At 43.9% G+C, this 18,962-nt stretch carries 14 protein-coding genes; 4 read left to right on the plus strand and 10 right to left on the minus strand.

The genetic code is table 11. The features are described 5' to 3' along the window. Positions 1–16 precede the first annotated feature (16 nt). Entirely contained in the window at positions 17–1,564 is a 1,548-nt protein-coding gene (locus UH38_RS06855) for a sensor histidine kinase (RefSeq protein WP_045053896.1), read from the minus strand. Positions 1,565–1,735: 171 nt separating this feature from the next. Here UH38_RS06855 and UH38_RS06860 point away from each other — a divergent pair, with 171 nt between their 5' ends. Further along, a complete protein-coding gene (locus UH38_RS06860) occupies positions 1,736–2,104 on the plus strand; it encodes a zinc ribbon domain-containing protein (protein ID WP_045053897.1) in 369 nt (122 codons plus the stop codon). Here the strand turns inward: UH38_RS06860 and nblS are convergent. The 6 genes from nblS to folK all read right to left on the minus strand — a co-directional run bounded on the left by nblS (position 2,101) and on the right by folK (position 8,901). Then, on the minus strand, positions 2,101–4,038 hold the full coding sequence (gene nblS, locus UH38_RS06865; protein WP_045053898.1) for a two-component system sensor histidine kinase NblS: 1,938 nt from the start codon (positions 4,036–4,038) through the stop codon (positions 2,101–2,103). The genes UH38_RS06860 and nblS overlap by 4 nt on opposite strands. 114 nt (positions 4,039–4,152) lie before the next feature. Then, positions 4,153–5,424, minus strand: coding sequence for a phosphoribosylamine--glycine ligase (purD, locus tag UH38_RS06870; RefSeq protein ID WP_045053899.1), 1,272 nt, complete (start codon positions 5,422–5,424; stop codon positions 4,153–4,155). A 144-nt stretch (positions 5,425–5,568) separates the two neighbouring features. After that, positions 5,569–6,999 carry a cryptochrome/photolyase family protein gene (locus UH38_RS06875; protein WP_045053900.1) on the minus strand — a complete coding sequence of 477 codons (1,431 nt, stop codon included), beginning with the start codon at positions 6,997–6,999 and terminating at the stop codon, positions 5,569–5,571. Positions 7,000–7,040: 41 nt separating this feature from the next. Next, complete coding sequence (locus tag UH38_RS06880) at positions 7,041–7,745, minus strand: Uma2 family endonuclease (RefSeq protein ID WP_045053901.1); 705 nt, start codon at positions 7,743–7,745, stop codon at positions 7,041–7,043. A 3-nt stretch (positions 7,746–7,748) separates the two neighbouring features. Next, positions 7,749–8,297, minus strand: a complete 549-nt coding sequence (locus UH38_RS06885; protein WP_045053902.1) for an NUDIX hydrolase — start codon at positions 8,295–8,297, stop codon at positions 7,749–7,751. 64 nt (positions 8,298–8,361) lie between these two features. Further along, the gene (folK, locus tag UH38_RS06890; protein ID WP_082065326.1) at positions 8,362–8,901 is read right to left on the minus strand and encodes a 2-amino-4-hydroxy-6-hydroxymethyldihydropteridine diphosphokinase; all 540 of its coding nucleotides are present in this window, start codon (positions 8,899–8,901) and stop codon (positions 8,362–8,364) included. A gap of 111 nt (positions 8,902–9,012) precedes the next feature. On the opposite strand from folK, the gene UH38_RS06895 reads away from it, so the two are divergent. Both UH38_RS06895 and psb35 read left to right on the plus strand, forming a co-directional pair. Further along, complete coding sequence (locus UH38_RS06895; protein ID WP_045053903.1) at positions 9,013–11,451, plus strand: transglycosylase domain-containing protein; 2,439 nt, start codon at positions 9,013–9,015, stop codon at positions 11,449–11,451. 261 nt (positions 11,452–11,712) lie between these two features. Then, on the plus strand, positions 11,713–11,940 hold the full coding sequence (gene psb35, locus UH38_RS06900; protein ID WP_045053969.1) for a photosystem II assembly protein Psb35: 228 nt from the start codon (positions 11,713–11,715) through the stop codon (positions 11,938–11,940). Positions 11,941–11,979: 39 nt separating this feature from the next. Here psb35 and UH38_RS06905 read toward each other — a convergent pair whose 3' ends face one another. From UH38_RS06905 to UH38_RS06915, 3 genes are all read right to left on the minus strand, one after another. After that, the gene (locus UH38_RS06905; RefSeq protein ID WP_144405637.1) at positions 11,980–12,399 is read right to left on the minus strand and encodes a tellurite resistance TerB family protein; all 420 of its coding nucleotides are present in this window, start codon (positions 12,397–12,399) and stop codon (positions 11,980–11,982) included. Positions 12,400–12,441: 42 nt separating this feature from the next. Next, on the minus strand, positions 12,442–13,785 hold the full coding sequence (locus UH38_RS06910; RefSeq protein WP_045053905.1) for a 16S rRNA (cytosine(967)-C(5))-methyltransferase: 1,344 nt from the start codon (positions 13,783–13,785) through the stop codon (positions 12,442–12,444). A 108-nt stretch (positions 13,786–13,893) separates the two neighbouring features. Then, positions 13,894–16,974, minus strand: a complete 3,081-nt coding sequence (locus tag UH38_RS06915) for a hypothetical protein (protein ID WP_052672288.1) — start codon at positions 16,972–16,974, stop codon at positions 13,894–13,896. 826 nt (positions 16,975–17,800) lie between these two features. Between UH38_RS06915 and ldpA the strand changes: the two genes are divergently transcribed. Next, entirely contained in the window at positions 17,801–18,931 is a 1,131-nt protein-coding gene (gene ldpA / locus UH38_RS06920; protein WP_045053906.1) for a circadian clock protein LdpA, read from the plus strand. The last annotated feature ends 31 nt before the right edge of the window (positions 18,932–18,962 follow it).

The raw sequence follows: 18,962 nt of genomic DNA on the forward strand, positions 1-18,962 counted from the left end.
GCTAGCTGGCTCGATATCAACTTTTTTGCATCAGCCTTTTTGTTGATTTTGGTATTTCTATAGGCAAGGTGATGGTGAATGTAGAACCATTACCAAGCTGACTTTGCAATAAAACTTGTCCGCCGTGAGCTTCTACAATTGCTTGGACGATCGATAATCCCAATCCAGCACCTTCAGAACGACGGCGACTGTTAGCAGCACGGGCAAAGCGTTCAAAAATTCTTTCTCGATCTGCAGGTGCGATTCCTTCTCCAGTATCGCGCACCCAAAAACTAATTTTGCTCTTTCCTACTGCCGAGCCAAGGGCGATCGTATCAGTTTCGGTTGTATGTTGGGTAGCATTTTGCACTAAATTCATCACCGCCTGAGTCATGCGCTGGCGATCGCCAACAAGTTGCCCTTTGGCTACACTATCTAATTGCCAGTTACGCTGCGCTAAGGCTTGTGCTTTAGCAAATAACTCTTCAGTAAAAGATGAAAGTTCGACAGTTTCTAACTGCAAAAAATCTGGACGCTCTGCCTTTGCCAGTAAAATCATGTCATTGACAAATCGGCTCATGCGGTCTAGCTCATCCATCACTAACGCCAGAGTTTCCCGCACTTCTTCGGGGTTATCGCCCATTAATTCCAAATGCCCGCGCACGATCGCAATTGGCGTGCGGAGTTCGTGTCCAGCATCGTTAATAAACTCTTGCTGGCTGGTAAAAGCGGATTGCAGTCTATCCATCATTTCATTGAAGGTAGTTGCCAATTCTGCTATTTCGCCTTTACCACTGACAGAAATACGGCGATCTAACTCAAATTCACCAATCTTGCGAGTTGTTTGCGTTAGCGAGTGCAAAGGAGCCAAAACCTGCCGAGAAGCAATCCAAGCTAGTAATAATGCTAGAAGCATGACTGATGCACCAACTTGAAACAGCGCTAGTACAGCTTCTAAAACTTCTCCCCGCTCCCCAGCAGTGGTATGAGCGAGGACAAGGATGCCGGAAATTTTGCCATCGATCGCAACTGGTTTGGCTGTGTAAAGAACGCTGCCAATATTTGGGTGTTGGGGAAACTCCTTTTGACCTTGCTCTGAGCGAGTTAAATTTGCCCAATATTGGATCGATTGAGAATCGGCAGCAAGTACATTTGGTATTGCTCTGGGACTAGATTTATAAAATTCTCCGTCAACTATTGCAATCAAAAAAGTATCGTCTTCTGGTAGCTGATGACCGAGATAAGCATCGAAAAACTTTTCCAAATCTTGCTTTGTTCTGGGAAGTCGAGCCAAGTCTTTGTCTGCTTGTTTGAGCAGATTAACTGCATCTATAATTTGTTTGTCTTCGCGATCGCCATCTTCACTATCCTCACCAATTAATCTGGTAAATATGTCCATCTTTTCCGTTAGTTCCCGATGAACGCGATCGTTGACTCGTTCGTGAAGCACATGACGAAATGCAGGAATGAAGACTGCGAAGATCGAGCCAATTGTCAGCAAATACCATAACAGAATCCGAGTACGTGCTGCCCAAAAAAAACCTTTGGCTCCAAAAATTTGTTTTAACTGTTGAGAAAATGCCATTTTCGCCTCAATTTGCTTGGATCGATCGCAATTTCTAACAAACTAAGTGAAAATCTAACTATACCTCATGTTTTACATCAATTTGTACCAAGCCGAGCCAGCTTCAGTCAGTCGTTTGCTATAAAAGCTAGATAAAATTGAGATAGTTCTTCTGTAAGAGCGATCGCACGAGTGAAAACAGCAACTTGTCCCCGCTGCCATCAAAGTATCGATTCTCAAGCTGTTGCTTGTCCTTATTGTCGTACAAATTTGAAAGCTTTCGGTCATCCTGGCATTCCCTTACATCGTGCAGTAGGTACAGAGTTTCTGTGCGATACCTGTACCTATCATGCAGACGATACCTGCAATTTTCCCCAACGTCCTTATGCTCAAGAGTGTACTTTGTACCAGGATGTCAATCAAAGTCACTTAGACGCACAGCAAAAACCATACGCAGGTAGCAAAGCCGCTAATCTCAAAAGTTGGATTAGACGCAATCAAGGATCAATCATCCTGCTCGTTATCTTATTTGTCAGTTTTCTAGTTGCTTTAAGACTTTAGGAATTGCTAAATGTTTCAATTAGAGGTGTATCGATTGTAACTGATTGTTCTACAAATACAGCCAAATCGAACCAGAAAGTCGTACCAACACCAACTTCGCTAACTAAATGGACGGCGCTGTGATGCTTGTCAATAATATTTCTGACAATTGACAGCCCTAAACCCGTACCCTCTAATGTATGGACTCGATTCTCGACGCGGAAAAAGCGCTCAAAAATGGCGTGTTGATCTTCTGGATCTATGCCTATACCTGTATCTGAAACTTCTATTCTGACTTTACTTGCTAAGTTATGAGCGTGTCCTTCATCTAATGCATAAGCGCGGATGGCAACTTTGCCACCTTCGCGAGTAAATTTCAGGGCGTTACCAACTAAATTTGTAAAAACTTGCAGCAATAAGTCGTAATTACCCAACACAGGCGGTAAGTTGGGGGCAAGTTCTTGAATCAATTCAATGCCTTTATCTTTGGCATTTAATTGGTAAGTGCGTAAAGTTTGCTCGATCGCCTGTGCCAAATCTACACTATCAAAATGATAGATGCGGCAAGACTCTAAGCGAGACAAATCTAAAACATCATTGACTAGCCGCGCCAACCTATCGGTTTCGTGATTTGCAGTTTCCAGAAACTCCCGACGTTCTGATTCAGTTAATTCTTCGCCGTAATCGTGCAATGTTTCGATATGCGTTTTGATATTAAACAGCGGCGTGCGTAGTTCGTGCGAGACATTACTGATAAATTGACTTTTTGCCTCATTTAGTTCGACTTCGCGGGTAATATCTTGGACTGTAATGGCAATCCCTTTAATGTTTTCGCGGTGCTGATCGAGAACTGTAGTTAAAAGAATGCGGATAGTGCGATCGCTTGGTTGCGAAAGAGTCAGGCGAAATTCGGCGCTATCTCTTTCTCCTGCTGCCATTTGGTACAAAGGATGTGACAATTCTGCCTGTACCTGTGACGGTAGTTGATGCAGTACATTAGCGCCTCCTACTTCCACACCTTCCCAGCCAAAGATCCGCCGCGCTGTAGGATTAACTAAAATTACTTGCAAATCGGCATCCAAAAGTACCGCGCCATCAGCAATTGTCGAGACTAATGTCTCCAATTTGGCTTTTTCGGCAGTTAATTCTTCAATATTTTGCTCGTCGTAGCTTTCCAGCCTTTCTGCCATTTCGTTGAAGCTAAAAATCAATTCCCCTAGTTCGCCACTAAGGGGTAAATCGATCCTCTGTTTGAAATTGCCTGCTGCAATATTTTTTACCCCTGTCAGCAGTTCTTTAATTGGTTGGGTAATCATCAAAGCATTAGATACTGCGCCTAAAATTACCATTACCCAAATAGATACAAACACGGCAATAGTCACATCGCGGGTAAGATTTGAGGAGGTGGCTACTGTAGGGTTAGGATTAGTACCGATCGCTAAAACCCCCAAGTACCTACCTTCATGCAACAAAGGCACAAATACATCTGTAACTTCTCCATCTGGCGTTACGTGCTGGCGCACCATCGGAATTTCTGAATTAGCAGCGTAATTTTCTGGCAAGTTAATGCGCCGCGCGATTGATAAAGAATTTTGTACCTCTGGCTGCCAAAAGGGAATGCCAAAAAATATTTTGCCCGATTCATCAGCATAAAGCATATAGCGCACGCTAGAGGTACTGCTATAAAAGCGTTGCGAAAACTGGGCAACCGCCGTTAAATTATCTTCAGCAATTAGTGGGGCAACGTTGGAAGCAAGTAGCAGACCCAAATCACTACCAAAACGGGTATCGTTAATTCGGGCATCGTGTTGAATTGTATTTACCGCCCAGAAGGTAAGCCCGCTCATAATTAAGGAGACTACCAGCGTCGCCGCAGCCATTAGCTTTGTTTGCAAAGTAAAGTCTAACCACCACTTGGCGATCGCTGCACGAATTGTTTTTAAAAAAGTTAGCATTGTTAGAATTTATAATATTTGTAATAAAACCTCACAATTAAAAACTAACAGGTATTTGCTAAATAAGGCATAAGGAGACAAAAAGCAGGAGAAATCAAAACTTAAAACTTAAAACTATTCTCTAATTCGATGCCCGATGTCGCGGCGATAGTACATTCCATCGAAATGTATGTATTTGATGGCATTGTAGGCTTGGGCGATCGCTTTATCAAAGTTTTCTCCTATCCCAGTCACGCCTAATACTCTACCGCCATCTGTTAATAGTTGCTTATCTAGCTTTGTACCTGCTTGAAATACACAACTTTTGTCTACTGCTTGGGCGGCTTCAATGCCAGAAATTGCTTGCCCTTTAGTATAGTTGCCTGGATAACCACCTGCTGAGGCGACGACACAACAAGCTGCCCCTGGTTGCCAATTAATAGCCATTTCCCCTAAACGCTGTTCGGTGCAGGCAATTAATAAGTCTTCTAGAGGTGTTGCTAATAAAGGTAAAATTGCTTGCGTTTCTGGATCGCCAAAGCGACAGTTAAATTCTAAAACTTTAAATTCGCCCTGCGGTGTCACCATTAAACCAGCGTAAAGAATGCCGCGATAATCGATACCGCGTTTTTGCAAAGTTGCGATCGCTTTTTGCAATACCTCTTTTTCTATTTTCGCCATCATCTCCGGCGTGACTAGCGGCGCAGGCGCATAAGCCCCCATTCCGCCTGTATTTTCTCCTGTGTCTCCTTCCCCAATCCGCTTGTGATCTTGGGCGGGTAATAAGGGGCGAATTGTTAAGCCATCAGTTAGCGCCAAAACAGACACTTCTTGCCCGATTAAACATTCTTCTACTAAAACAAACTTACCCGCGCTGCCAAATTGTCCTTGGAAGATACTATCAATTGCTCTATGGGCTTCTGCTACGGTATCCGCAACTATTACACCTTTACCTGCGGCTAAACCATCTGCTTTGACGACAATAGGGATTTCTCCTGCATTTACATAGCCTTTAGCTGCGGCTGCATCGGTAAATACGGCTGCCTTGGCTGTGGGAATGCCTGCTTCTGCCATCAGCGATTTTGCCCACGCTTTACTCGCTTCAATTTGCGCTCCGGCGCGAGATGGACCAAATACTTTAATACCTTGATTTTGTAAGTAGTCGGTAATGCCCAAGGATAAAGGTAATTCAGGACCAACTACAACTAAATCGATATTATTACCTAGGGCAAATTGTCCAATTCCTGCAAAATCATCTACGTTTATAGGCAAGTTTTGGCAACGTTGCATAGTTGCTGTACCGCCATTACCAGGAGCGCAGAAAACCTGCTCGATTTTGGACGATTGCAAGAGTTTCCATGCGATCGCGTGTTCTCTGCCCCCATTTCCGACTACTAAAACTTTCACGTTTGCCCTCGCGCTATTCAATCGACAATTATCAATTATCAATTAACTGTCGCCGTATAACTGCAATGAATTGCGCTTACATTTGTAGGTTTGCTGAATTTATTGAGACGTAGCACTGCTACGTCTCTACAATTTTGTTAGACCTCAACTTTTTTGCTGTTGGTAGCGCTCTTTGAATATCCGCTGCTGTTTTTTGTGGTCAACTATTGGCATGGGATAGCCTAGCGCGTCGCGCTCTTCGGCAGATATGTTGCCGCTAATCAAAAATTCTGTATCTACAGACCTTAGTTCGGGCAACCATTCCCTAATATATTCGCCTTCTGGGTCGAACTTTTGTGCTTGGCTTGCAGGATTAAAAATTCTTACAGGTTTGGGGTCCATTCCACTAGAAGCGCTCCATTGCCAACCGCCATTATTAGCTGAGATATCACCATCAATTAGGCGTTGATAAAAGTATTTTTCTCCTAAGCGCGGATCGATTAGCAAATCTTTGGTCAGGAAACTTGCCACAATCATCCGACAGCGATTGTGCATCCAGCCAAGTTCGTTCATTTGGCGCATCGCCGCATCAACTATTGGGTAGCCTGTTCTACCCTCGCACCATGCTTGGAAGTGTTCTTCGTTGTTATCGTAAGGAAAGTTTTTGAATGTCTCGCGGTACGCTCCGATTGCAAGTTCTGGGAAGTTGTATAAAGCGTGTTGATAGAATTCTCGCCAAGCAAGTTCCTGTTGCCAGCCAACAATGCTAGTTTCTACTTCATCGCTGCGGCTATTTTCTAAAGCTTCTTTAGTTGCTTTCCATACTGTGCGAATGCCAATTGCGCCAAATTTTAGCGCCGCACTTAGTTGAGATGTGCCGTTAACTGCGGGGAAGTTGCGCTGTTCTTTGTATTCGTTAATCGCGTTTTGAGTAAATTCTTCTAATCTTTCTTGAGCGGCTGCTTCTCCTGGGGCAATTACTAGCTCGTTTTCCCAATTAAAACCTAAGTCTTTGGCTGTAGGCAAAGGGATTGCTCCTGCTTGCTTGGCTTGCTCCTGTTCGGCGGCTGTAAGAGCGATCGCATCTTGTAGTGTTGCTACAGGTTCAGCCTTTGGTTTGCTGCTCCAGTTGCGCCAAAATGGGCTGTAGACGGTGTAGGGTTGGTTTGCGCCTGTAACGATGTCTTCGGGCGCGTGAAGCAGTTGATCCCAGTTTTTTTCGAGGAAAGCGATACCTTTTTCTTGCAGTGATTCAATTACAGTGCGATCGCGTTCTTGCGAATATGGTTCTACATCCCAGTTCCAAAATACTGCACGAGCATTCAAAGCTGTTGCTAACTTGGGGATAGCTTGAGTAGGATTGCCTTGAATAATTAATAATTGACTGCCAGCTTCAGCGTAGCGCTGTTGCAACTGCTGCAAACAGCCAATCATGTAAGTAACGCGGACTGCGGCAACATCGTCGCGTTCTAAAATATTTGGATCGAGGCAGAATACCCCTACTACTTTTTGACTTTGCGATCGCGCGGCGGCAAGTCCAGTGTTATCCGAGATCCGCAGGTCGCGGCGATGCCAAAATAAAATTAAGTCAGACATTTAATACTATTTCTATACTTTAGTACGAGTGTACTAATAAATTAAGGTTGTTGCTTAGATAAAAGCTCGATAAATTGAGCGTGTTCTGGCGAAGCTAACCCCAATTGTAGAACGGCGATCGCTTTTGCTATATCTCCCGCTAGTAATGCAGCAATATCTAACCACAATCCAGGAAAAACTAGACTTCGCACAACATTATTATCTGGCTGCAACAGCACGTACTCACCTGCTTGGAGAATAAACCAATCGAGTTTATTTTCAAACGTCTGCCAAACAATATATTCTTGAACTCCATTGCGGCGATAGACTCGCTTTTTATCGTACAAATCGTAACTAGCGCTACTAGCAGCAATTTCTACAATTAATTCAGGCGCACCTTCTATATAGTCATCATCGCTGACAAAACTTTGCCCTCCTGACTCTATTCGCAGCAAAGCATCTGGCTGTGGTTCGTTGTCTGGATCTAGACGTACAGTAGCATTGTCACTAAAATCTACTCCTGGTGTTGCCATCCAGTATGCTGATAACCAAGTCATAATTACCGCATGGGGCTTACCATGACTTTTATGACGTACTGGTGATGCCATATATACTACTCCCTCAATTAGTTCAGCTTTCTTCACCTTTGGCATCGCAGTATAACGGCGCTCAAATTCAACTTGGGATAAGCGATCGCCATTTTCTAAAGGCAGGATTTGAGTAGTATTTTGTTGATTATGGGGTACTTGCGTCCTTGATGCGTTCATAAACTAATTGAGGAATGGTTTAGCCAAAAGAAAGCTAGAAATAGATTTGGCATCTACAGGCTCACCTTCTAAAATAGCTTGTTCTAATTCTTGAGGAGTTAGCAAGACTGTTTCTATGTCTTCGTCATCGTCTTGCAAGGGTGGTTTCTCTAAAATCTCTAATTCTTGGGCGAGAAAGGCATAAATAATTTCATCGGAATAACCAGGCGCAAGGAAAAATTCACCTAGTTTTTGCCACTTATGAGCGCGATATCCCGTCTCTTCTTCTATTTCCCGTTTGATTGTCGCGGCTGGATCTTCGCTTGGTTCTACTGTACCTGCGGGAAATTCTAATAATCTACCTTGAATGGCAAACCGATATTGGCGCACGAGTACGAGTTTACCTTCGGGAGTTACTGGTACTGCTAACGCACCGCCTGGATGTCTGATACATTCCCAATCGCCTTCTACCCCGTTGGGTAAGCGCAGGCGATTGACTTCAAAATCAAATTTACGCCCTCGGTAGTGCAGGCGTTGTTTGAGTAATTGGGGAGGTTCTCTTTTTACTGGCATTTTGGATGAGGAGACAAGGTGATGAGGGAACAAAGAGACAAGGAGACTACAGAGGGATGGGGGATTAAGCTGGAAGTTTTGTTACTCCTGAACAGTCTAGTGCTTGTAGTAGCTGCGCGATCGCTTTTCCGGAAACTGGCTCTACCCAATTGGGCGCAATCTCAGCTAGCGGTACTAAAACAAAGGCTCTTTCGCTCATGCGCGGGTGAGGTAATTGTAAGCTTGGGGTGTCCAGAATTACATCGTCGTATAGCAGGAAGTCAATATCTAAAGTTCTTGCGCCCCATCTTTCTTGACGCACTCGACCAAATTTAACTTCTGTTTGTAATAATATTTCCAGCAATTGCTGGGGTGATAGTGCAACTACTTGCAGCACAGCACAGCCATTAATATAATCTGGCTGGGGTGGTCCAATTGGCTTTGTCTGATACCAGCTAGATTTTGCTTGGATGTTAATGTTTGGTGTAGCCGCTAATACTTGTAAGGCAGCTTCTAAAATACCTAGAGAATCGCCCAAATTGCTGCCTAGAGCGATCGCGCATTGTCCAGTTTCCACTAATTCAATACCTTGAGTTATTAGCAAAAAAGTTGTTTGCCACTTCATACATAACTTTATATTTGGTTGCGATCGCAGCGATCCCAGCCAATTGCGGTAAAATCTACAAAAAGGTTGTTGACTGGTTTTGAAGTAGCGTTACTGAGGAACTATACTAAAGTGTCCAAATTGCTCCCCTGGCTCAAGGAACGAACCAGCAAGCCAAGTGATTCTCAGCCTAGAGTAGCAAAAGCGCAATCCGAGCAAGGCAAAGAATCAACTCAAGCCAAACTATCTCCACCTGCAAAGTTGTGGGATGGAGTGCAAAAATTATCTAGCCAGCTACTTGCTAAACTCCCAAACGATAAGCCCTTGTATCGTTACAAAAGATTCTGGTTGGCTGTTGGTGTTGGTGGTGGTGCGATCGCTTTTACAGGCATTTGGTGGTCAATTGAGAGCAGTTTGCCAGATGCTAAGGAATTATATACCTTTGTCCGCGATGATACCCTAACTATCAAAGCTGGTAATGGCGACATCCTGCAACAAACAGGACCAGCAACTAGAGAACCTTTAAAACTTACCCAAGTTCCTAAACCCCTGCTTCAAGCTTTTATCGCCTCTGAAGATCGCCGTTTTTATCAGCATCATGGGGTAGATTATCATGGCATCGTTCGCGCCTTCTTGAGCAATATTAGATCGCGCAACTTGGTAGAAGGCGGTAGCACGATTACTCAACAGTTATCGCGGATTTTATTTCTAAATCAAGAACGTACTTTATGGCGCAAGCTAAAAGAAGTCAGTTTGTCGCAGAAAATTGAGCGGACTTTAAGCAAGGAGCAAATTTTAGAACGCTATCTCAATTTAGTTTATTTAGGTTCGGGTGCTTACGGTGTTGGCGATGCTTCGTGGGTGTACTATAGCAAGCCAGTTAATAAGCTAACTCTAGCAGAAATGGCAACGATCGCCGGGTTAGCCCCCGCGCCTAGTCTTTATTCTCCGGTAGTAAATCCAGAAGCCGCTAAAGCACGCCGCAATTTAGTTTTACAGCGGATGCAACAAGATGGCGTAATTACCCCGCAAGCAGCAAAAACAGCAATTTCCGCCCCAATTGCCCTAAAACCTAGTTTACCGAGGCGATTGCAGGTACAAGCACCTTATTTCACAACTTTTATTCAACAAGAATTACCAAAATACGTTTCCTCAGAACAGTTAGAAGCAGGCGGATTGACAATTGAGACTACCTTAAACCCCAAGTGGCAATCAGCAGCAGAAGCAGCAGTCAAAAATACTGTGGCGCAAAACGGACGCTGGCAAGGTTTTCAAGAAGCATCTTTAGTGAGCATCGATCCCCGCACAGGTGAAATTAAAGCCTTGGTAGGGGGAAAAGACTTTTATAAAAATCAATTTAACCGCGCTACGCAAGCCAAACGCCAGCCAGGATCGACATTTAAGGGGTTTGTATATGCAGCAGCGATCGCAACAGGAATGTCTCCCTATAATTCCTATATTGATGCGCCCTTTGTTATTGAAGGCTACGAACCCAAAAATTACGATCGCGATTATCGCGGTTGGATGACGATGCGCGATGCTTTTACTGCTTCAATTAATACAATTGCCGTCAAGGTATTACTTGATGTGGGGTTTAATCCTACGATTAAACTTGCTCGTAATATGGGAATTAAATCTCAGCTTAAACCTACTTATTCTTTAGCTTTAGGTTCTAATGAAGTAACTTTGCTAGAACTAACTAGCGCTTATGGAACATTAGCAACCCAAGGCAAGCATATAGAAGTTCATGGCATTCGGCGGATTAGCGATCGTAGTGGCAAGGTTATTTACACCTCCAAATACAAGCAAAAACAGGTCTTAGACCCAGGTAGCGCCGCAATTATGACCTGGATGCTCAAAAGTGTAGTGCAATCAGGTACGGGACGCGCGGCGCAGTTAAATCGCCCTGTTGCTGGTAAAACTGGAACTTCCGATAAAGCACGGGATTTGTGGTTTGTCGGTTATATTCCGCAAGTCGTAACAGGTGTGTGGTTAGGCAACGATAACAATCGTCCGACTAGCGGTAGCAGCAGCACAGCCGCTTATACTTGGCATCAATTTATGGCGCAAGCAGTTGATGGCATGGCTGTAGAGGAATTTCCCACTAGACCAAAGTTAGTTGGACGCAAGGGTAGCATCAAAGCAGAACCGCTTAAGTCGAAACGGATAATTACTAAACGTATTCCCCGCCGGAGACTTGGCGAAGGAGAAAACGCAGTTTTACAAGCACCTGATGAATCTAATCGCCGTTCTAGAAGAAATAGATACGATCGCCAAGAAACAAATGAAGCAACGCCAAGAAGACGGCGGCGCTATGGTGCTAACGTGCAGGAATCGCAACCATCAACAAGGCGCATCCGTAGGCGCAGACAACCCACAGATGCACCACCGCCAGCAGCGCAAGCACCACAAAGGCAGCGCGAACAAGCACCAGATAATCCCGTTCCTCAAGTCAAGCCTACTAGGTCTTGGCGCGAACGGCTACGACCAGTAGAACGCCCTCGTAGTAACCCCCCGCCCGCACCTGCACCCGCACCAGATCCAACCCCAGGTTTTGGCAGCGACGGCTGAAACAGTGACCAGTGACCAGTGACCAGTGACCAGTTAGTAATTGTGCAGTGAATATTCTGTGCAGCGACTATTTATAGGGGACTAGGTAATGTCCAGTTAAGAGACAGCGGCTAGCCGATGTTAACTGTACCAACTAATAACTCTTTAACCGATCGCTGGTCACTGTTAAACCTGCCCTCAATCTTCGGGGAGATGCAAAATCGATCGCATTTCTGTATGCTCTTAAAATCAGAATATATCTAACTCAAGGGGAATAACATGATTAGTTTATTAATGCAAACAGCAGCCCAAGCAGCGGAAAATCAGCCCCATTTTCCTGTATCGGCAACATTGGTATATATAGCTGGCTTTATTGCTGCCGTAACTATTGGCTCGATCGCTTGGTACAATTCTAAGCGCCCTGTAGGTTGGGAAAATAAAGAACGTCCTGATATCGTACCTGAAGTTAAAAAAGAAGAAACCCCTGGTTTGGGCGAACCAAAGGCGTAGAGACGTAGCACTGCTCCATCTCTACTGCTACGTCTCTACTCAATTTTGATCCTCAACCCAACGGCGGTATAGTTTTTGAATTGTTTTGAGTACCGCGTTGTATGCGGGTTGAGGTGATTCATTTTTTGGATCTAAAGTTTGCAATTTACTCAACATTTGGGCTTCTTCGGTAGCGACATCACCATCGCTGTAGATTAAGCCGCCGATCGCTTCTACTAAGTTTTGGTAATCTTCAGAACTGGGGCGATCGCCTAAATACTGTTTTACCCACTCATAGCATTCTGTTGTCTGCACTTGCCTTAGTTCGTGCAATAAAGGGTAAATTTCTGGATCTGTAGCTACGCCTTTATCTTGAGCAACTTGGTTTAGATATTTACGTTCTTCTGGCTGAATTTTACCGTCTAGCCAAGCTGCACAGATCAAAATTTTGACTAATTGCTTTACGTTGTTTGTTGCCATTACTTTTGCTCTCCTCAACTCCTTATAGAATCGCATACAACCTTAATTAGCTGTTTTCTTTAACCGCACCATAAAGAAACCATCCATTTGCTGAGTATATGGTAAGACTTTTATCCAGCCTTCTTTTGTGGCAAAGCTAACGTAAGGAGAATCAGCAGGCGGTGCTTCGATCTGCCAATGAGGATTATTTGCTAAAAATGGGCGAATTATGCCTTCGTTTTCCTGCGGGTGTAAGGTGCAGGTAGCATAAACAAGTATGCCGCCAACCTTGACATACTTAGCAGCTTGTGCGAGTAGTTCGGACTGCAACGCTGTAAGCTCTTGGATGGTAGCTGGAGTTTGTCGCCAGCGTGCGTCGGCGTGGCGGTGGAGAGTACCTAAGCCAGAACAAGGAACATCTAGTAAAACTCGGTCAGCAGTATCGATAAATTGAGTAAAGTTACGGCTATCGCCAACGCAAATTTGAATAGAATGCAGTTGCAGGCGATCGCAATTTGCCTTAAGTTTTTTTAGGCGCGAGGCGGTGCGATCGCACGCCCAAATTGTCCCGCGATCTTGCATCAATTCAGCAATATGAGTAGTTTTTCCCCCTGGTGCAGCACAAGCATCAATGACAACTTCATTGGGTTGGGGAGCGAGTAAATGGCTAACTAATTGAGCGCTACTATCTTGTACAGTCCACCAACCAGCACTAAAACCAGGTAGATTTTGCACTGCGCCTGTACTACCAGACAATCGCAAAGCTTGGGGTAAATGGGGAACGCGATTTACAGTTATACCTGTAGATTGCAGTGCTGTTTCTACTTGTTCTGTAGAAGCAAGTAGCGGGTTTATTCTTAAATCGAGTGCTGGTGTTTGGTTAAACCAGATGCATAATTGTTCGGTTGCTTCAAAGCCAAATTCTTTTAGCCATACTTCGACAATCCAATTGGGGAAGCTATGGAGAATGCCTAAACGTTCTACAGGATCTTCAGGTAGCTTTAAAGGATCGTTCCCTGCAACTGATAGACGAATATATTGCCGCAGTAAGCCATTAACAAAGCCTGTTAATCCTGGAAATCCGTTTTTCTTGGCAAGTTCTACTGTGGAATTAACCGCCGCCGATGGGGGAATGTGGTTGAGATAGCGCAGTTGGTAGAAGCCTAAATGCAGAATAGCGCGGAGGTTTGGGGGTTGTTTTTCGGCTTTTTTGGTTGCTAGTTGGTCAATTAGTGCATCGAGCGATCGCATTCTTCTGGTGCTGCCATATACTAACTCAGTGACTAAACGGCGATCGCTTGTATTTAATTCAGTATTACTCAATGCCCGATCTAAGGCTACATCGGCGTAGGCTCCTTTATGTACGGCATATAGAGCTATAAAAGCTAGTTGGCGAGAATCTTTCATAGCTTTAGTTTAGACTTATTGGACGAACGCAGATGAACGCAGATGGTTTTGCTGTGTTACGAAAAAAGCCTCCAGTTGTGGAGGCTTAGATGGTTTGGAGATGGAATTTTAGATGAAGAAACTAAATGCTGTTCTTACAGCTAGTATGCCAGCGATCGCACTGGCAACTAAGGAAGTCAGTGCTGTACTAAATAACCACCATGCTGCTCCTGCGGCGGCTTTTTTGGTTTCTGCTGCTTGCTTTTGTGTTTGCTGTTTGAGTGCTTCTAGGCGTTTTTGGGTTTCTGTTTGGATGCGTTCGGCTTGGTGCAATACTTTGTCTCTAGTACCTTCAATTTGAGCGATAATGCGGTTGGCATCTGCTTCGGAAATGTCTTCGCGGGAACTAAGGACTGCTACTAATGTATCGCGATCGAAGGAACTTATGCGATCGCGTAAAGCCGTAAATCCTGCTTGCGGATCGTCAAATAATTTGCTAAAGTCCTGCGTGATTCCTTCGTAATTTAGCTCTGGACGCTCCAAGGAGTTGAGGTAATTGCGGATTTTGCCAAAAACTCCATCAATTGCCGATTGGACTGTTTGCTGAATCTTCTGCGCTTGCTCCACAATTGAGTTGCGGACAGATTCTACTCGATCGGCGATTTGGTTTGCTTCTTCTTCGCTGATATCTTCCCGTTGCGATAGGAGTGCAACTAAGGTAGAACGGTCGAATTTAGATAAGCGATCGCTTATACTGCCTAAGCCTGAACGCGGATCGTTGAGCAATAATTGCAAGTCTCGCTTAATACTATCGGGGTTGAGTTCTTCTTTGTTGGTATTACGCAAGTAGCTTTCGAGATTGCTCTCAAAATCTACAACTTGTTTGGTAGCGCGGCTAGCTAAACGACGTGGTGCTTTGACGATGCTAGTAATGCTTGCTTGGATTTGGTCGATCGCTTTATTTACTTGTTCTTCGCTCAAATCTTGGCGCTGACTGAGGAGTTTTACTAGAGTTTCTCTATCTACTTGCGACAATCTTTCGCGCAGTGCTAAGGCTCCTTCTTTGGGATCGTCGAGCAATTTTGTTAAATCGCGCTTAATTCCTTCTGGATCTAGCTCCTCTAGGTTGGTATTGCGGAGATATTCAGCAATTTTAGTTGTAGTTTGCTCGTATTGTTCTTGAGCTTTTCCTACTAATTTTTGCGGCGCTTGCAAGATGTTACTGCGTACGGATTCAATTTGATCGAGGGTTTGATTGATTTGCTCCTCGCTCAAGTCTTGACGCTGACGCAGTAGTTGTACCAAGGTATCGCGATCGAATTGTGACAATCTTTCGCGCAATACGCTAATTCCAGCTTGCGGATCTTCAAACAATGTTTGGAAGTCGCGCTTAATTCCTTCAGGATTAAGTTCTTCTTTGTTGGTATTGCGTAAATACTCTTCTACTTTGGTACGTAGTTCGCTAGCTCTAGCTTTAGCTTGCTCTTGCAACTCATTGGCTCTATTTAAGACACTATCGCGGCTGCTTTCCAGTTGGCTAACTATTCCTTCGGCTTCCTCATTACTGATATCTTGGCGTTGGTTGAGGAGTTGGACTAAGGTATTGCGATCGAATTGCGACAATCTTTCGCGCAGCGCCTCAAAGCCTGCTTGCGGATCTTCTAGTAGTTTCTGGAAGTTCTGCTTAATCCCTTCAGGATTTAGCTCTGCTTTTCCTGTTTTGCTTAAGTAATCTTCCACAGAAGCGCGGATATCTTTTGATTCTCCCTGCGGTGCATATTGAAGACTATCTAAAACTTCGTTGCGGATGCTTTCTAGTTGCTCTGCAACTTCTTGGACTTTGGCTGGTAGCAAGTCACCGCGATCGCTTAACTTTTGTGTAAAATACTCTAAGTTTATTTGCTCTAGTTGTCTTCTTACTGTTGCAGGATCGGCTTCTGGGTCGTAGATGACATCTTTGAATTCATTTTTGATTGTCTCCCGATTCAAGTGCCAAGCATAGGAATTTTGCAAGTAGTCATCTACATCGGCTTTGATGGTATTGAAAGGTAGTGCAGGTGCTTTCTCGGCTACAGAAACGCCAATTTTACTAGCTTGTTCTGTCGCTTTACCTGCTAGTTGCTGCAATTGACCAGAAATTTTTTCTACATCTAAATCGGATAAATCTGTTCTTTTCAGGACTGTTCCCAACAGCGTGCTAGCACCTAGTTGCATAGCTTGGTTGATTACACCGCCATTCTTTTGTCCGTTACCTTGATTGCTAGCTACCAACTTTTGCAGTTGTGCGCCTAAATCGCCAGAACGCAACTCTTCTGGAGTAGCTGATTGCAAAAAGTTTTGGATTTGTGCTTGCGGATTCTGTTGCTGACCGACTACATTTTTCCATGCACCTTCTAGTTGATCTACAACTTTGTTAATGTCAGCACGAGAAAAGTCTGTGCGGCTGCTAACTAAGTCTACTAAAGTTTGACGGTCAACATTTAACCCTTCACTGCCAGCTAAAGAGCGTAAATCGGAACTATTGAGGATTTTTTCAAACTGCTTGCCAATTTCCTCAACATCAAGTTTAGGCAATTGCACGTTTGCTAAAGAACTCTGCAAAGTATCGCGGATACTGTTAGGGTCAATTCCTGAAGTCAATTCGCGGCGAACTGCGGCGGTAACAGCTTCAGCAGTAGATACAACTTGCGATGATGCTGCGTTTGCACCAATAGCGGCGGCTGCTGTCCCCATCAAGCCTTGAAAACCTGATGTCGCGGTACTTACTACCGAACCGATTAACGAGCCTACTGCGGTCGATCCTACCCACACTAGCAGCGAGAAGTAAGTCGACCAGATAACTATACCTGTAATCGCGCCTAATACTGTGCTGCTAACTAAGCTGAGTTTGACAGCGAGGAAACAAGCAATAAACAAGGCGATACTGACTGTAATTAACGTCCAAAGACCTACAGCAGTTTCTATTTTACGAATTGTTCCGCCTAAACTTTCTGATTCGTCAGAGTTCGATGAACCTCCTAACGCCGAAATACCAAAAGCTACAGAGAAGTTTGTTAATAGTAATTGAAAAGCAAAAGCCATCAAGACTCCTGCAATCAAGGCAATAAAAAACTGAGTTCCTGAAAATATAGCTACTTCGGTTATAGGGATGTCAGCAACCCAATAGCGTCCGTTGCCAACATCAAAGATTGTTGTTGCACTGGGAAACATCTTATCTTCCTTAATTAAAATCTATTAATTTTGCTGAAATTGAAAGCTGCTACATTGCTGTTGTTTCAGCAGTTTTTGGTGGACACTTACTATATGCATTTGACAGCACTCAACAGAACTCCCTCCCAAGTCTGAAACTAAAGTAAATAATTGTTATGAGAAAGTAATTTAAGTCTTGACGCTTCATCTACTAAAGTTTCGGATTTAATGTGCTGATTGACTAAATTAAGTTCCAATAGTTACTTAACTCACATCTTGCACCATCCCGCCAAAGAATAAATTCCTTGGCTCATAGCTTAAGTCGGATAAATCCGACTTTCCTGGGATTGAACTGTGTTTTAGTCCGTTTTAACGGACTTCTACTATCAGCCTTGAAATTGATTTCAAGGCTGATGAGGCAAGGTGCAAGATCTAAGTTAAGATAGACAAGCAAAAAATTGCCTGCAGTAGCTTTGTTCGGCAAATAATTCTTGAATTAGACTAAAATTTGTCCGCGTTTAACTGGAAATTCTTGGCAACTGTTACCTAGATAAATAAATATTTATTGGCGATAAATGAGTCAATAGTAGTAAGTGGATATATACTTGCTGCTAAAAAAATCTATAAGTAGGTAGAGATAGGTAGGCTAATTACTCTATTGCAGAGTATAGATACGATCGCACCAGCTATACTGTTTCCCGCAGATTGGCTAGCTTGCTAGTTCTAGAGCGCCTAAATAGTCAAAAAAAGCTAAAAGAGAATTTTTACGGGAAAATTATGTCCAAAAACTTATATAAATTTGCCCTACAAGCTGTTAATTTCTTAGGTAGCACATTAGCATAGAAATGTGACTAATTTGGATTCTTCCTTACGCTCTCTAGAACAAGGCAACTGGCTCAAGCTAATTTGCGGAGCTAGTTTTGGGCATCTACCTGCGGTGCGAAATTTAACGCTAGCTTATGCATTAGCTGGTGCTGACTGTATTGATGTAGCAGCAGATGAGGCGGTAATTGCTGCCGCCAGAGAAGCTTTGCAAATTGCCAAGACATTGGCAGTAGCAGCTAGAGCGCGAGGGTATGGTAGTAAAAATATCTCACCTTGGTTAATGGTGAGTTTAAACGATGGAGAAGACCCGCATTTTCGCAAAGCTGAATTTGACTCAACTCAATGTCCGCCAGAATGTCCGCGTCCTTGCCAGCAAATTTGTCCGGCGCAAGCAATTGTATTCAATCGCTCGGCAGATGAGTTTTCTGGAGTAGTAGCACCTAGCTGTTATGGCTGCGGGCGGTGTTTGCCAATTTGTCCGAGTCAAATAATTACCGCCCAGTCTTATATCGCCAAAAAAGAAGCGATCGCACCATTAGTATTATCAACAGGGGTAGATGCAGTTGAAATTCACACGCAAGTAGGCAGAAAAGACCAATTTAGCCAATTATGGACTAGCGTTCAGCCTTGGGTGAGCAAGCTAAAATTAGTTGCCATTAGTTGCCCAGACGGTGAAGGGTTAATTGATTATTTATGGAGCATATATAAGCTAATTTCCCCATTACCTTGCGCTTTAATCTGGCAAACAGACGGGCGACCAATGAGCGGCGATATTGGCGACGGTACAACTATAGCTGCAATTAAGTTAGCGCAAAAAGTCTTAGCTGCAAACTTACCTGGCTACGTACAACTAGCAGGCGGAACTAATAGTTATACAGTACCAAAGTTAAGAGCAACGGGAATGTTAAAGGGACAAGAAAGAATCTCCCCTGCCTCCCCTGCTCCCCCTGCCTCCATCTCCGGTATCGCCTACGGTAGTTACGCCCGCGTGCTGTTGTCACCTATACTCGATCGCTTAGAACATACTCAAATGAATCAAAATCATGAAATATCAGCTATTCGCCTTGAGGAACAACCCCAATTGCTCTGGGAAGCTGTAGAAGTAGCGCATAACCTTGTATCTTTGCTCAAACCATCTCCTACAGCCTGCTAACAGTTTTCGCTCCTTTTGTCCCATCGCTCTA

Origin of the sequence: Aliterella atlantica CENA595, from assembly GCF_000952155.1 — a bacterium.
Classification (GTDB): domain Bacteria; phylum Cyanobacteriota; class Cyanobacteriia; order Cyanobacteriales; family Chroococcidiopsidaceae; genus Aliterella; species Aliterella atlantica.